Source organism: Paraburkholderia sp. BCC1876 (assembly GCF_902833695.1).
In the GTDB taxonomy this organism is placed as follows: domain Bacteria; phylum Pseudomonadota; class Gammaproteobacteria; order Burkholderiales; family Burkholderiaceae; genus Paraburkholderia.
Map to the genome: position 1 here is coordinate 944,352 of NZ_CADFGI010000001.1, position 13,941 is coordinate 958,292.

The 13,941-nt window shown below is 62.1% G+C and carries 12 protein-coding genes; 4 read left to right on the forward strand and 8 right to left on the reverse strand.

Annotated features, from left to right (window positions below; genetic code table 11):
• The first annotated feature begins 176 nt into the window (after nucleotides 1-176).
• Complete coding sequence (locus HWY05_RS04070; protein ID WP_176057466.1) at nucleotides 177-1,370, forward strand: porin; 1,194 nt, start codon at nucleotides 177-179, stop codon at nucleotides 1,368-1,370.
• Between the two features lie 4 nt (nucleotides 1,371-1,374).
• On the opposite strand, the gene HWY05_RS04075 is transcribed toward HWY05_RS04070, so the two are convergent.
• The 3 genes from HWY05_RS04075 to HWY05_RS04085 are packed head-to-tail and all read right to left on the reverse strand — an operon-like array spanning nucleotide 1,375 to nucleotide 5,621.
• Nucleotides 1,375-2,799: an FAD-binding oxidoreductase gene (locus tag HWY05_RS04075; protein WP_156126748.1), complete on the reverse strand. Its 1,425-nt coding sequence runs from the start codon at nucleotides 2,797-2,799 to the stop codon at nucleotides 1,375-1,377.
• Nucleotides 2,800-2,827: 28 nt separating this feature from the next.
• Nucleotides 2,828-4,135 carry an MFS transporter gene (locus HWY05_RS04080; RefSeq protein ID WP_035558616.1) on the reverse strand — a complete coding sequence of 436 codons (1,308 nt, stop codon included), beginning with the start codon at nucleotides 4,133-4,135 and terminating at the stop codon, nucleotides 2,828-2,830.
• A 55-nt stretch (nucleotides 4,136-4,190) separates the two neighbouring features.
• A complete protein-coding gene (locus HWY05_RS04085) occupies nucleotides 4,191-5,621 on the reverse strand; it encodes a sulfatase-like hydrolase/transferase (RefSeq protein WP_176057467.1) in 1,431 nt (476 codons plus the stop codon).
• 130 nt (nucleotides 5,622-5,751) lie between these two features.
• Between HWY05_RS04085 and HWY05_RS04090 the strand changes: the two genes are divergently transcribed.
• Nucleotides 5,752-6,702: a LysR family transcriptional regulator gene (locus HWY05_RS04090; protein WP_176057468.1), complete on the forward strand. Its 951-nt coding sequence runs from the start codon at nucleotides 5,752-5,754 to the stop codon at nucleotides 6,700-6,702.
• Nucleotides 6,703-6,723: 21 nt separating this feature from the next.
• Here HWY05_RS04090 and HWY05_RS04095 read toward each other — a convergent pair whose 3' ends face one another.
• Together HWY05_RS04095 and HWY05_RS04100 are read right to left on the reverse strand one after the other, a co-directional pair.
• Entirely contained in the window at nucleotides 6,724-7,587 is an 864-nt protein-coding gene (locus HWY05_RS04095; protein WP_176057469.1) for a helix-turn-helix transcriptional regulator, read from the reverse strand.
• Between the two features lie 137 nt (nucleotides 7,588-7,724).
• Complete coding sequence (locus tag HWY05_RS04100; protein ID WP_176057470.1) at nucleotides 7,725-8,273, reverse strand: carboxymuconolactone decarboxylase family protein; 549 nt, start codon at nucleotides 8,271-8,273, stop codon at nucleotides 7,725-7,727.
• 310 nt (nucleotides 8,274-8,583) lie between these two features.
• Between HWY05_RS04100 and HWY05_RS04105 the strand changes: the two genes are divergently transcribed.
• Nucleotides 8,584-9,180, forward strand: coding sequence for a molybdopterin-dependent oxidoreductase (locus tag HWY05_RS04105; RefSeq protein WP_176057471.1), 597 nt, complete (start codon nucleotides 8,584-8,586; stop codon nucleotides 9,178-9,180).
• A 3-nt stretch (nucleotides 9,181-9,183) separates the two neighbouring features.
• On the opposite strand, the gene HWY05_RS04110 is transcribed toward HWY05_RS04105, so the two are convergent.
• From HWY05_RS04110 to HWY05_RS04120, 3 genes are all read right to left on the reverse strand, one after another.
• Nucleotides 9,184-10,290 carry a porin gene (locus HWY05_RS04110; RefSeq protein ID WP_176057472.1) on the reverse strand — a complete coding sequence of 369 codons (1,107 nt, stop codon included), beginning with the start codon at nucleotides 10,288-10,290 and terminating at the stop codon, nucleotides 9,184-9,186.
• A 91-nt stretch (nucleotides 10,291-10,381) separates the two neighbouring features.
• On the reverse strand, nucleotides 10,382-11,710 hold the full coding sequence (locus tag HWY05_RS04115) for a uracil-xanthine permease family protein (protein ID WP_176057473.1): 1,329 nt from the start codon (nucleotides 11,708-11,710) through the stop codon (nucleotides 10,382-10,384).
• Between the two features lie 50 nt (nucleotides 11,711-11,760).
• Nucleotides 11,761-12,876, reverse strand: a complete 1,116-nt coding sequence (locus HWY05_RS04120) for an aryl-sulfate sulfotransferase (protein WP_176057474.1) — start codon at nucleotides 12,874-12,876, stop codon at nucleotides 11,761-11,763.
• A 104-nt stretch (nucleotides 12,877-12,980) separates the two neighbouring features.
• Between HWY05_RS04120 and HWY05_RS04125 the strand changes: the two genes are divergently transcribed.
• Entirely contained in the window at nucleotides 12,981-13,937 is a 957-nt protein-coding gene (locus HWY05_RS04125; RefSeq protein ID WP_035558634.1) for a LysR family transcriptional regulator, read from the forward strand.
• The last annotated feature ends 4 nt before the right edge of the window (nucleotides 13,938-13,941 follow it).

The window sequence follows — 13,941 nt, forward strand, 5'->3', positions numbered from 1 at the left end:
CTCACCAAGCAACGCACGCAACACACGCACGGCGCGCCGTGCGTGTGAGTCCCTGTTCCCCGCCTCACCTAGAACCCGCTCCATCGACAGAAGGCGCGGACTCGCGTGTGCGCGGCAAAAAGAGAGATCGCCATCAGGCGACCTGAAATAGACGTTCCAACCGAGCTATTACCACGATGAAAAAGCAATGGATTGCCGCCCCTCTGATGTTGTCTTTCGCCGGCATTGCGTCCGCGCAGAGTTCCGTGACGCTGTACGGCATCGTCGACGCGGGCATCTCGTATCGCAGCAGTGAACGCACCGGCACGGCCGGCAATTACAGCGGCCATTCGAACGTTGCAGCGACGAGCGGCAACCTGTCCGGCAGCCGCTGGGGCATCAAAGGTCAAGACGATCTGGGCGGCGGCTGGAAAGCGCTGTTCCAGTTGGAGGACGGCTTCGACATCACGAACGGCAAGACCGGCCAGAACGGCGGATTGTTCGGCCGCCAGGCGTACGTGGGGATCGGCAGCCAGCAATACGGCACGATCACGCTGGGTCGTCAGTACACGTCGTTGAACGACTTCGTGGCGCCCGTTTCACCGGTCGCACTGGTGGGCGGCTACGGCGCGCATCCGGGCGACATCGACGATCTCGATCAGACCGCGCGCGTCAACAACTCGATCAAGTACACCAGCGCGAATTACGCGGGCTTCACGTTCGGCGCGCTGTATGGATTCGGTGGTCAACCGGGCAGCTTGAAGCAGCAGAATACGTGGAGCGTGGGCGCCGGCTATGCGAACGGCCCGCTGCACGTGGGCGTTGGTTATGAACGTTCGGACAACAGCAAGAGCGGCCCGACAGACAGCACCTACGGCAAATGGAGCGGCACCGACGACGGTCTGTTCAATTCATCGATCAACGAAGGCTACGCCAGCGCGCAATCGCAACAGATCATCGCGACCGGCGCGACGTATGACTTCGGCCCGGCACTCGTCGGCGTGAACTACAGCAACGTGCAGTACCGCTCAGGCGCGGACTCGCTGTTCAAGGGTCACGCAACGTTCAACATTGCGGGCGTGTTCGGTCAATGGACGATCCGGCCGGCCGTGCAACTGTTCGCAGGCTACAGCTACACGCGCGGCGGCGAAGTGGATGGCGTGGATGAGCGCGCGCAGTATCACAACGTCACGCTCGGCGCGCAATACAACCTGTCGAAGCGCTCGACGGTCTATCTGATGGGCGGCTATCAGCACGCGTCCGGCGGCACGCTGGACGCGCTGGGCAATCCGGTCGCCGCCACCGCGTCGGTCAGCGACAAGGGCAATAGCCACTCGTCGGCGGCGCAGTCGCAGGCGATTGTGAGCATCGGCGTGCGCCACAAGTTCTGATTGCTCAGTGCGGCGCTGACGTTGCGGGTTGCGCGCCGCCGTGCGAGAGGTCCGGCGCGATCACGCGTGCGTCGTTCAGAATGCCGCACGGGTCGAGCAGGTTTTTAAGTTTGCGCATCAGGTCCGTCTCCGCTGACGAGCGGCTCAGATGCAGGAATTCCTGCTTGACTACACCGATACCGTGTTCGGCGGAGATGCATCCGCCGGCCTTTTGCACCTGCTCATAAACGAGCGTTTCGACCTGGTGCATATCGGCCATGTTCGCATACGGACCCGACAGCAGATGCAGATTGCCATCGCCGAGATGGCCGAAGAACAGATGCGTTTGCTCAGGGAAGCGCGACGTCAACGCCTGCTTCATCGCCGTGACGAAGCCGTCCATTGCGATCATCGGCAAGCCCACGTCGAACGCGGCGTGGGGTTTCAGGCGGCTCAGCAATTCGCCGACGGTCTCGCGATACGCCCACAGTTGCCGCGCGTGATCGAGCGATTGCGCGACGATCACGTCATCCACGATTTCGTTTTCCAGCGCGTATTCCAGCACTTCTTCGAGCGCCTTGCGCTCGCTCTCCTCGGAGCCGCCCAGCGTTTCGACCAGCACATACACGGGGGAACGCGTCGCGAACGGCGCCTTGAGTCCGCCTGTTTCCATCGCTGCGGACATGAAGTCGTCCCACATCAATTCGAACGACGACAACGCCGGCAAACGGCGGCGCAGTTCTTTCAGCAAACGCGTCGCGGCATCGAACGAACCGAGCGCACAGAGCGCGGTATTCGCAACCGTCGGCTTCGGTTCGAGTTTCAGCACGAGGCGCGTAATCACGCCGAGAATCCCTTCCGAGCCGATAAACAACTGCTTCAGATCGATGCCCGTGGTGTTCTTGGTGACCTTGTTCATCATCGTCAGCACGGTGCCGTCCGCGAGCGCCACTTCCATGCCGAGAATCAGATCGCGCATCACGCCGAACCGCACCACGCGATTGCCGCCTGCATTGGTGGCCGCGTTGCCGCCAATCTGACACGAGCCGCGCGCGCCGAGATCGAGCGGAAAGAACCACCCTTGCGCTTCGACGTGGGTCTGCAACTGCTCCAGCGCGAGGCCGGCCTGCACGGTGATCGTGCCGCCAACGTGGTCGAACTCTTCGATTACATTCATTTTCGCGAGCGACATCGCGACCTCGCCGGCCTGCGGCGTCGCGCCACCTGCGAGACCGGTCAAGCCGCCCTGCACGACGACCTTCTGCCGAAGCGCCGACAGCACGCCGAGCGCGCGCGCCACTTCGTCGGGCGTGCGCGGCATCAGCACGAGCGACGGGCGTCGCTTCTCCGTGTCGCTCCAGTCGCCCGCATGCGCGTCCAGCACGCCAGGGTCGAGCGACACGCATTGGTCGCCCAGTTGTTCAACGAGTGCCTGCTGTAAGTCCGTCATATCGTGTAGGTGCCGTGTCATCCAACAATCAGCCTTGTTCCGCGACGTGCCCGAGCTGGCCGCCGAAACGCTTCAATCCCAGGCCGGCGACGAGCGCGATCACCGCGACGCCGGTCAGAAATAATCCGGGCGCCGCCGCCGAGCCGGTCTTGTGCAATAGCTGCGTCACGACCAGCGGCGTAATGCCCGTAAAAATCACTGTAGCAAGATTGAGTGATAACGCAATGCCGCTGAAGCGCACGGGCGTGGGAAACAGATCCGCCAGCAGGTAAGCGTACGACCCGTTGACCAGACCGCCGACAAAACCGATCACCACGAAAGCGGCCACCGGATCGATCTGATGCGCGGCGATGAGCCGGTAGAACGGATAGCTGCCGGCCAGCATGAGGAGCGAGCCAATCCGGTGCCAATAACGCGAAGGCAGCCGATCGCCGAGCCACGCGAAGAACAGCAACGAAGCGGACATGGTCGCGATACCGATGTTCTGCCCGGCGCTCGCGAGACTCGGCGAGACGTGCAGCACGGTCGTCATATACGAAGGCAACACCACGAACAGTAGACTGTTCGACGCATTGACGATACCCGCCACGCCGACGCCGACGGCCACCTGCTTCGGATACTCGGTGAGCACGATCCGGAACGGCCGCTTGACCTTATGACTGCGCAGCCGCTGAAATTCCGTCGATTCTTCCAGCGACGTGCGCAGCCAGTAAGAGACCAGCCCAATCACACCGCCGAAGATAAATGCGATCCGCCAGCCGAACGCCAGCACGGACTCGGCGCTCAAGCCCGCATGCAGCGCGAGGCTGATCAACGTGGCCGTCAGCACACCCGAGTTCAAACAGAAGATCACGAGCCCGCTAACGAGACTCGCCCGCTGCGGAATCTCCTCCACCACATACGTGATCGAACACGGCAATTCGCCGGCAAGGAAGAAGCCTTGTGCAAGCCGCAGCAGAATCAGCAGAACCGGCGCCATCACGCCGATGGACGCATAACCGGGAATCAGGCCAATGCCGATTGTCGAGGCCGACATCGCCAGCACGGAGACCAAAAAAACCAGCCGGCGGCCGAAGCGATCGCCAAGACTGCTGAGCACGATGCCGCCAAGCGGCCGCGACACATAACCGATGGCGAACACGCCGAACGTGCTGATCAGCGATGCGATCGGATCGGCGGCCGGAAAGAACTGCCGCGCGATTTCGCGGGCAAACACGCCGTAAATGATGAAGTCGTAGATTTCCAGCGATCCGCCGAGACTCGCGAGAATGACCGTCTTCCAACGGGTTTGGCGCGCGGGCGCATGCGCCGCCGCTGCCAGGTCTGCTGAGGCCATCGGGTTGTCTCCATCGAATTATTGTGTTCTGTTCAAGCGGCCGTCCGGCCGCGAATCATGCCACGGGCACGGGCGTCGCGGCGGGCGTGCCGGTTTGCAAAGCGGCTTCACGGCCGCCGAATGCCTGAATCAGACGATCCTGATCGGCTTTCGCGAGCCTGTCCACGCCTTCGGGATCGAGCAGTTCACGCAAGCGCTTCTCGAACGAAGCCAGCACCGGTGCGTATTCCGGCAGTCCCGCGAGATCGTGCAGTTCTTGCGGGTCCCGTCGCAGGTCAAACAACTCGGGCCGCAAGCCCACGTAATGGTGGTACTTGTAGTCGGCATTCGCCAGCATGTAGGCGGCGGTTTCCGAGCCGACCGCGTGGTACTCGCTGAACGCCAGCCGCTCGGGTTGAGCCGGCGCGTTGGCGAGTTTCGCGAGCGACTCGCCCGGGCTCGCGTTCGCGGGCGCGTTGCACCCGGTGCGTTCCAGAATCGTGTTCTGAATGTCGATCAACGACACTGGCGTTTCGCACACTTTGCCGCGCGGAATGCCTGCGCCCGCAACGATCATCGGAACACCGGTCGACTCGCGGTACATCAGGCATTTGTTCCACATGCCGCGCTTGCCGAGGTTGTCGCCGTGATCGCTGCTGTAGATGATCGTGGTCGCCTCGTCGAGGCCGTTGTCCTTGAGCGCCGCGAGAATCTTGCCGACCTGCGCGTCGAGGAACGTGACCAGCGCGAAATAGCAGGCCATCGCGAGGCGGCGGCGTTCATCGGTGCCGATCGCGGCGTCGTGATCCATATGAATCGCCTGGCGCTCCACCCATGGATGCCGGACATAACCGCTCGACGGCTGCAACGGCGGCAATTCGATGCTGGCGGGATCGTAGAGATCGAGATATTCCTGCGGCACGATCAGCGGGAAATGCGGTGCAACGAGTCCCGCGAACAACACCCAAGGCTTCGTGTCGTCGCGCGGCTCGCCGAGCCAGTCGACCGCCGTATCGGCCACCCGCATATCGAAGCGGTTGTAGTTCGACAGCCCCGGGCCGATCTTGTCGTAAAGCGGCGAGCGTCCCATGGTGCGCGGCAACGGATTGCGCACGGAACCCCACACCTGACCGATGCCATCGAGAATATGCACCGCATGCTGCTGATGACGAAAACCGACCGGCGCCGCCTCGCTCTGGTAGTGCAGCTTGCCGACCGAGTCCGTGACCATGCCGTCGTGCGTCAGGTACTGCGCCCAGCCGGGCGTGCTGCCGTCGTACGCAATCGCGTTGTCCCAGCAGCGAATGTCGTGCACGTAGCGGCCCGTTGCGAGGCTCGCGCGAGCCGGCACGCAGATCGGCGACGGCGTATAGGCGTTGCTGAAGCGCGTACCGCGCGCGGCGAGCGCGTCCAGATTCGGCGTGTGAATGAACGGGTGGCCGGCGCATCCCATCAGGTCGTGCTGATGCTCGTCCGACAAAATGAACAATACGTTCGTGGGCTTCATGGTGGGGGTGTCCGGGCGCGCTATGAATGCGGCTGTCTCCTGAGCTTAATCATGGTCCGTGAGCGCATGACAAGCAATTGACATTTTGTCGAAAGCGCATAACCATAAGTTATTCGTCAGGAGGAGCGCTGTGGACCCGATCGAGCGGTTTTTTCAGGCTGGATTGAAGCTGAACCATCTGCGGTTGCTCACGCTATTCGATAGTCTCGGGCAGATCCGGCTCGTGGCGGAGAAGCTGAATGTGACGCAACCGGCCGTCTCGAAGCAACTCGCCGAACTGGAGGCCGGACTCGGTGTGTCGGTCATGACGCGGGTCGGTAACCGGCTTCAGTTGACCGCCGTCGGCGAAACGCTCACCAAGCGCGCGCGGGAGGTGTTTCATCAGCTCGAACAGGCGCGCTATGAAGTGGATGCGCTGACTAGCGGCATATCCGGGAAGATTTCAGTCGGCGCGGTCGCGACGGTATTGCCGGTGTTCGCGCCGGAGTTGATTCTCGAGTTGAAACGGCGCGCGCCGCATGTGAATGTCGCGCTGCAAGAAGCGACCAGCGACCGGCTGTTTCCCTTGCTCGCCAACGGGTCGCTGGATTTCGTGTTGAGCCGGACCGAGCCGGTGGGATTCGGCAAAACCGAATTCGCTTCTCACATCATCATGGACGATCCGATCGTCGTGGTATGTGGCCGCAATCATCCGCTGGCAAACAGAAGGCATGTCACGCCGGCCGACCTGGCCGGGTCGCCGTGGATTCTGCCGCCTAGAGAAGCGCCTACGTGCCTCGCGTTGCAAAGTTGGCTCGGCGAATCCGGACTTGCATTTCCCGATGGCTGCGTGCAATCCATCTCGCTGCAGACCAATGAGGCGATGCTCGCGAGCTACCCGTTTCTCGCGTTGATGCCCTTAGCGGTTGCACGCAAGCGAGCGGGCCGCGCCGGGCTCGCTATTCTCGCAATGCCTGGTGCGAGCTTTCTGGAGACGGTGCAGTTGTTCTATAGCAGCGAGTCGGTGAATCCGGTGCTGCCTGCCGCGCTTGAATGTGTCGCTGCGGTGCAGGAGCGATTGCGACGGCCGGTCGCGGATTGAAGCGGTGGTGGTTCGGTGCGGTTAGGTAGGTGCTTTTGCTTTTGCGTTCGCATCGAGCATCTGCAGATGAAGCGCTTCGGTTTCGTCGTCCGCAGGGAACATGCACTCGATCCGTAGCTCCTGCGCGGCGATGGTTTGCGGCGTACCGACGCTGGTGACCATCGAGAAATAGTTCATCACGCGGCCGTCTTTGATGAAGCCCATTGGTATCACCGGCAAAGATGCCGATGCGGAGTCGGCCTTTAACGCGTCGCCGGGTTGCAGCTTCGCATCCACTTCGGGATACGCACGCAACGCGTCCAGCAGTTCACGCGTTTTGTCGTCGATCACTCGCCCGACCGACTCGCGATAAACACGCTGAATCAAACTATCCGCCACCGCTTTCCAATCGGACACGAACGGCCGCATGCCTTCGGGATCGAAAATCAGATGCAGCATGTTGCGCGGCCCCTTGCGCGCCGCCATGTCAATAAAGCAATTAAAAAAGCGCGGCGCGGACTCGTTCGTCATCAACACATTCCAGTAACGGTCCATGACGATGGCCGGAAACGGTTCATGCTGCCGAAGCATCCGGTCGAGCGCTTTCGTGACGCCGTGCATTTCTTGCGCATTCCACGCGCTGTCGGCATACATCGGCGCATAGCCGGCCGCCAGCAGCAGCGTGTTGCGTTCGCGCAAGGGGATATCCAGCGTCTGCGCGATATCCATCAGCATCTGCCGGCTCGGCACGCTGCGCCCGCTTTCGATAAAGCTGATATGACGCTGCGAAACGCCTGCATTGAAGGACAAATCCAACTGGCTGATGCCGCGCATATCTCGCCAGTGACGCAACAACACGCCGAGATCGTTCGGCGGTGCCTTTTTGCTGGGGTTCGGAGGGTTCATCGTTCTCTTATCCGCAGGTCGATACAGAAGCGGTTCGGTGATCGGCGTCGTGTGGTCAATCTTCCACGTTGAGCGATCAACCGGACCTCGCCGGTCAGCATACTACGCGTCGCCGACCGGCTCGTTCCTGAGGAAACTCAGGCATGCCATGCGTGAACCTGGAACTGAGCTTCCAGCGGCGGCTGCGTAATACTGCCCACGTAGTTCGTGATGGTCGACGCCGCCGTCACCGCAAGCAGTTCGAGCACTTGATCGCGACGAAAGCCCGCTTCGAGAAACGCGCTCACGTCCTGGTCGTCGAGATGGCCGCGCTTTTCGATTGCGGTCTTCGCCAGAGTCGAAAGCGCTGCATGCTGGCGATCCGCAGGCGCACGGCCGGCGCGAATCGCTTCGACGTCGGCGGGCGTGAGCCCTTCATTCAGCGCCAGCGCCGTATGAAATGCGACCGCCCACGAACATGCGTTGGTCACCGCGTTCGTCAGCAACAGCGTCTGGATCTGCGCTTCCGTGAAGGTACCGGAATGCACCTTCTGAAACAGATTGATAAACGCGCCGATCAGCACGGGCGATTCAGCCATCGCGCCCGCAATGTTCGGGATAAAGCCAAAAGTCTGCTGAAGCTGCTGCAACACGGGCCGCGATTGTTCCGGCGCGGAGTCAAGGGTATGAACTTGAAACGTCGACATGATGTGTCCTCGATGGTGAACGCGGTTCAGGGTGAACGGCGCGACCACCGAAGATTAGGCGTGGGCGAGACGCTCGCCAATTACCTCCCATGTAATAGAAGTTCGATACGCTCGGCGTCAGGGCACCCTCCCCGCTTTTCTGTTACAACATGAAAGGCATTTCCCTGCTTAACCTGCGAAGAAACGCAAGCCATCTACTCAATATAAAAGACCGTCATCGCACAGACAGCACTTATTACCCGACAATAGAGCGCTCGACGATTGAGCCGCACACGTCGCCCTCTAACAAAAAACCCGGGAGTCCACGCCAATGAACAAACGCCAGTTCCTGACCCGCGCCGCCGTATTGAGCGCCGCGGCAGCGCCCGCCTTCGCCGCCAAACCAGCGCGTCACGAAGCCTGCAATGCGTCACCGGTGGTGCTGACCCTCTCCGGTTCAATCAAGCGCCACAATCGCGGCGCACTCGATCTGGCATTCGATCAATTGCTCGCGAAGCATCAGGTAAAGTTCTCGGAAGCGTACGGCATGGACTTTGCCTCGCTCTCCAGCATGCCGGCCGTGACGATCAAACCGACCACCGAATACGATTCCCATCAGCATGTATTGAGCGGCCCGCTATTAACCGATGTACTCGAACACGTCGGCGCGCCGGGCGTGGGCAGCACGCAAATTCTGATGCACGCGGTAGACGGCTATGCCGTGATGACGACGCTCGACAAAGTGCGCGCCTACCGCTTCATCGTCGCGACCCAAATGGACGGCAAGCCGCTGCCCTTAGGTGGCGTCGGCCCACTCTGGGCCACCTACGACGCCGACAACATCGCCGAACTGTCGAGCAAGCCGCTCAAAGATCGCTTCGAGTTGTCGCCGTGGGGGCTGTACCACGTGCAGGTGATCGAAGCGTAATGCTCAAAACAGGTGATGAATCCCGCTGAGGAACACCGTCTGCCGTCCGCCTGACGCCGCGCCAATACCGATCGTGTTCGCCACCGCGCCGCCGCCCGCGGTCTCGAACATCAGGTCGGCGTAGAGCTGGGTTGTCTTCGACAGCGAATAGACGTTGGCCACGGTGAATTGCGTCCAGCGATGTCCGGCGAGTGTCGCGGTCCACGCCCCCGCCGACACCTCTTCGGCGGGCGTCAACCGCAGATTCGCGCCACCGTCGACGCTGCGAAAATGTTCGACGCCGCCGGCCGACTCGATCCTCACGTCGGTGGCGAGCGCATGCACGGTCACGCGCTCGAACCGGTACGACCCGCCAATGCCCATATCGCGCACCTGTTTCGCGTTGAAGGTCGCGCCCGGCGCAATCGTCTGGCCTTCGAACGACGTCAACCCGAGTCCGATGGAAAGCGGCAGCAAGCGGTCGCGATACTCGGAATAAACCGCCACCAGTTTGACCGGCCCGTTCCTATAGTTCGCGCCGAAGCTGATGGTGCGTCCATTGGTATTGCTTGCCGCGGCACCGGCAAATCCATACATCGCCCCGAGCGACAGTCCGTGATAATTCGCGCTCTTCCATTTCACGGTATTCGATAGTTGCACCGGCAACGTGCTGCCCAAACCATCGAGATTGCCGGGATGAAACGCCGAGAAGTCGCCGAGCAATTGCCCCGTGGAAACCGAACCGAGCCACTCGAAATTCCAGTCCGTCTGACGGCCCAGCGTCATCGTGCCGAATACCGGATCGGCCAGACCGACATACGCCTGCCGATTGAAGAATGTACTGCTGCTGGCGGAAGCACCGGTTGTCGTGACAAAACCGCTTTCGAGCCTGAATAGCACCGTGCGCCCCGCGCCGATATCCTCGACGCCCTGGAAGCCGAAGCGATCCGCCTGTAACGTACCCTGCTCGGCGATATAAGCCTTTGCGCCGTGCAGATTGCTCACATAGCCGAGACCGGCGTCGAGACTGCCGTACAGCGTGACGCTGCTCTGCGCCTGCGCCGTTGAAGAAACGCCGAGCGCGGCCGAGCACGCGAACGCCGTCGCGTGAAAAGCGAATTTGGTTTTCATGAGGTGTGGGGTGAAGCGTTGGAAGGAGAAAAGCGAACTACAAATTACGAATTACGAATTACGAAGGCGTCGATGCCCGCGTTCCGCAGAGTCAGGTGGGTTGGATTTTTTCCGTCGGCACAAGACGCCATGCACCGAACACGAGATTGACCAGGATCGCCGTGAGCGTGCCCGCCGCCATGCCATTACCGAGAACGATCTGCACGGGTCCCGGAAACGACGCATACACGTTCGGCACCAGAATCGGTATCAGCCCCACGACGAGCGCCGCCGCTAGCGTGTATTGATTGCCACGCGCATGCAGATCGACCTTGCCGAGCAGGTTGATGCCCATCACACCGATCATCGCGAACACGATCAGCGCCGTGCCGCCCACCACAGGCGCGGGAATCGCGTAGGCCAATCGGCCCAGCGGTGCAAACAATGCGACCACCATCAACATCGCGCCGGCCGTCGCCGTAACGTAGCGCGAACGTACGCCCGTGGTCTGCACGACGCCGATATTCTCCGCGCTGGTGATGATGAGCGACGTGCCAAGCAACGAGCCGACTAATGACGCGAGCGCATCGCCGCGAATCGTTCGTGGCACATCGCGGCGCATGTCGATCGGCTTGCCGGTGATCTCGCCGACGGCCACCGTCTGCGCCGTCGCTTCAGCCATCGATATCACGCTGAAAATCAGCATCGGCAACGCGGCGAGTATGTCGAAGCGCGGCATGCCGAACGGCAGCAGCGCCGGCAGCGTGAACAGCGGACCGTCCCACAGACCGGCGGCGGGCATCAGCCCGACCGCCCAACCGGCCAGCGTGCCGACCACGAGCCCCAACAACACGGCCAGCCGTCCGACGGTGCCCTTGAACAAACGCGCCACCGCGATCGTCGCCACGATCGTGACCACCGCGAGACCGAGCGACAGCGGCCGTGCAAAGCCCGGCGTACCCGGCTGCCCGACCACGATCCCCGCGTAGATCTTGATCAGGCTGACCGACACGAGCACCAGCATCGTGCCCACCACCACGCGCGGGAAAAATCTCAGACAGCGCGCGAACACCGGCAACACGAGCCAGTAGAACAGACTGGTGAGGATCGCGGCGCCCGCCGCGGTACGCAAATCCGTCTGCGTGGCGATCACCGCGAACAGCATGGCCGGCGCACCGCCCGGCACCATGACGAACGGCAGGCGCGCGCCGATCGACCCCGCGCCCAGCGATTGCAGCAACGTGCCCGCGCCGCACACGAAAAACGTCGCGCCGATCAGATGCACGGTCATGTCGCCGGGCAGCGACAACATCCGCGACACCAGAAAAACCGCCGTAACGGGCGAGGCCGCCATCGACAGAACATGCTGCAGGCCGAACAACGCCAGTTGCCAGGCGGGCAACCGCGTGTCGACGCTATGTGTGGCTGGATCTGAATTCACGTAACCCCCGGGAGGCGAATCGCAACTGGGCGCAACAGCGCGCGCGACGTTCACGCGGGCAACCACGGCAGTTGCTCGCGGCTATAACGGAACGTCTGGAATACGCTGTTCAACTGGCCGGGGCCCGTCTTGCGCGCGGCCTCGTCCGGGTACTCACCGAACCAGGGAATCACGTATTCCCACACCACCTCGCCTGCCGGCGTGACTTCGAACAGACGCCCCGTGGCCGATTCGGTAATGTGCGTGTTGCCGTTGGCGAGGCGCTGCGCGTTACCCATGAACGCGCTGTAAAACGCGTTGACCATGTCGTCCGCGTACGACCACACCACCTCGCGAGTCAACGGATCGATCTCCAGCACGCGCGAGAACGCTACATGTGCGCCAGCGCGGAAGTTGCCGTTGTCGAACGTGAGAATGTGGCCGTTGGCGAGCGCCACCGGGGCATGCTGATGCGACACGACGCTCGGCGGAATGTGCGTCGTGACACGCCCGCTTTCACGGTCCACCGCAATGATCCCCGACGTGGTGCGCAAGCTCATCAGCACCTCGCCTTTCGCGTTCACGCCGAGTCCGTTGACGAGCGGCCAGTGATAGCGTCCAAAGCCCGCCGCGATCGGAAAGTCCCTGGGATTCAGATGCTCCGCAGCCTTCCATTCCCACACCAGTTCGCCGGCACGATTCACCTCGCGGATCACGTCCGCGTACATCGGTTCGTCGGGCCCGTGCGCGGTGCCGCCCGGCACGCGCTCCGCGAAACCGGCCGGCACCCGTTCGCACGCGGCGTACAGCAGATTGCCGTTCGGCAGCCACTGCGCGTCGTGATGATGCGCGGGATCTTCGTAGCGCCAGACCACCTCGCCTTGCGGCGTGACTTCATAGAAGTCGCCGCCGTGCCACATGGACCATGGCGCGTAGCGGTCTTCCGAATTCGCATGGTTGCCGTTGTAGCCGAGATTGCCGTTCGGCAGAATCACCGCGTGGCGGCCCGGACGCACCGGCATCTGCCACTCGTGCGCGACTTCGCCGCGAATGTCCACGAGATAAACGCGACCGCCCGCCGTCTGCGGCGCGATCAGCGTATACCCGCCAGCCGACCGTTGCGGGTCGTGAGCAATGAGACCGACGCCGCGGCGCCGCTGGGTAATCTGGTCGACTGTGGTGGTCACGATTCGCTCCGTTAAGATGATGGAGCAAAATCTAGGCTATTCGATCCGTCAGGAAAACATGATTGTTCCATACGGCCTGTACGGAAAAACTATACGGTGCAAATATGCGTCCAATATCGCAGACATTCCGCTGTTTCGACGAGGTGGTCAGGCGCGGTTCGATCCGCAAGGCGGCCGAATCGCTGCACCTGACCGCTGCCGCAGTGCACCAGCAAATCCTCAATCTGGAGGAGCAGGTCGGCTCGCCGTTGTTCGATCGCTTGCCACGCGGCATGCAACTCACCACGGCCGGCGAAATCATCATTGCGGCAGTGCGGCGCGGGCAGCGCGATTTCGACAATGCGATGACCCAGGTCGAAGATTTACGCTCGTTGCGGCGCGGGCATATCAACCTGGCGGTGTCGCCTTCGTCGGCCGAACAGTTGGTGCCCGATGCGATCATGGCGGCCATGCAGAGCTATCCGGGCGTGACGTACAGCGTGCGGTCAGGCAACGGCGAAAGTATCCTGAAGTGGGTCGAGACTGGCGAAGCCGACATCGGTTACGGACTGCGCCGCAAACCGCCGCCCGGCGTCGTGGAAGTGCGCTCGTTCTCGCAGCACCTCGGGCTCGTTACGCCGCCGGGGCATCCGCTGACCAAACTGAACAAGCGGCCGCGACTGCGTGACTGCCTCGACTATCCGCTCATTCTGATGACGCCCGATACCGAGTTGCGCGCAATGGTGGATCAGATCGACCACCGCGAGAAACGCAAGGCGCGCCCGCTGGTGGAGACGAGTTCGGTGTCGATGGTGCGCCGGCTCGTGGCGGAAGGAGTGGGGATCGGCTTTCTGATCGCGGAGAACGTCGCGGAAGACGTGGCGCAACGCAAACTCGCGTGGTTGGCGCTAGCGGACGCCGGCGCCCGATCGTTCAGTTGTCTGTACCAACGCGCGGACTTGAGCACCACGGTCGCGATGAGCATGTTCCTGCAGTTTCTCGGCCAGTCGATCGAGACGACCGAAAGCCGTTTTCATGCGAGTACGCCGACGCGCCGCAAACGCGCGGTAAAGGTCACGTGACGGC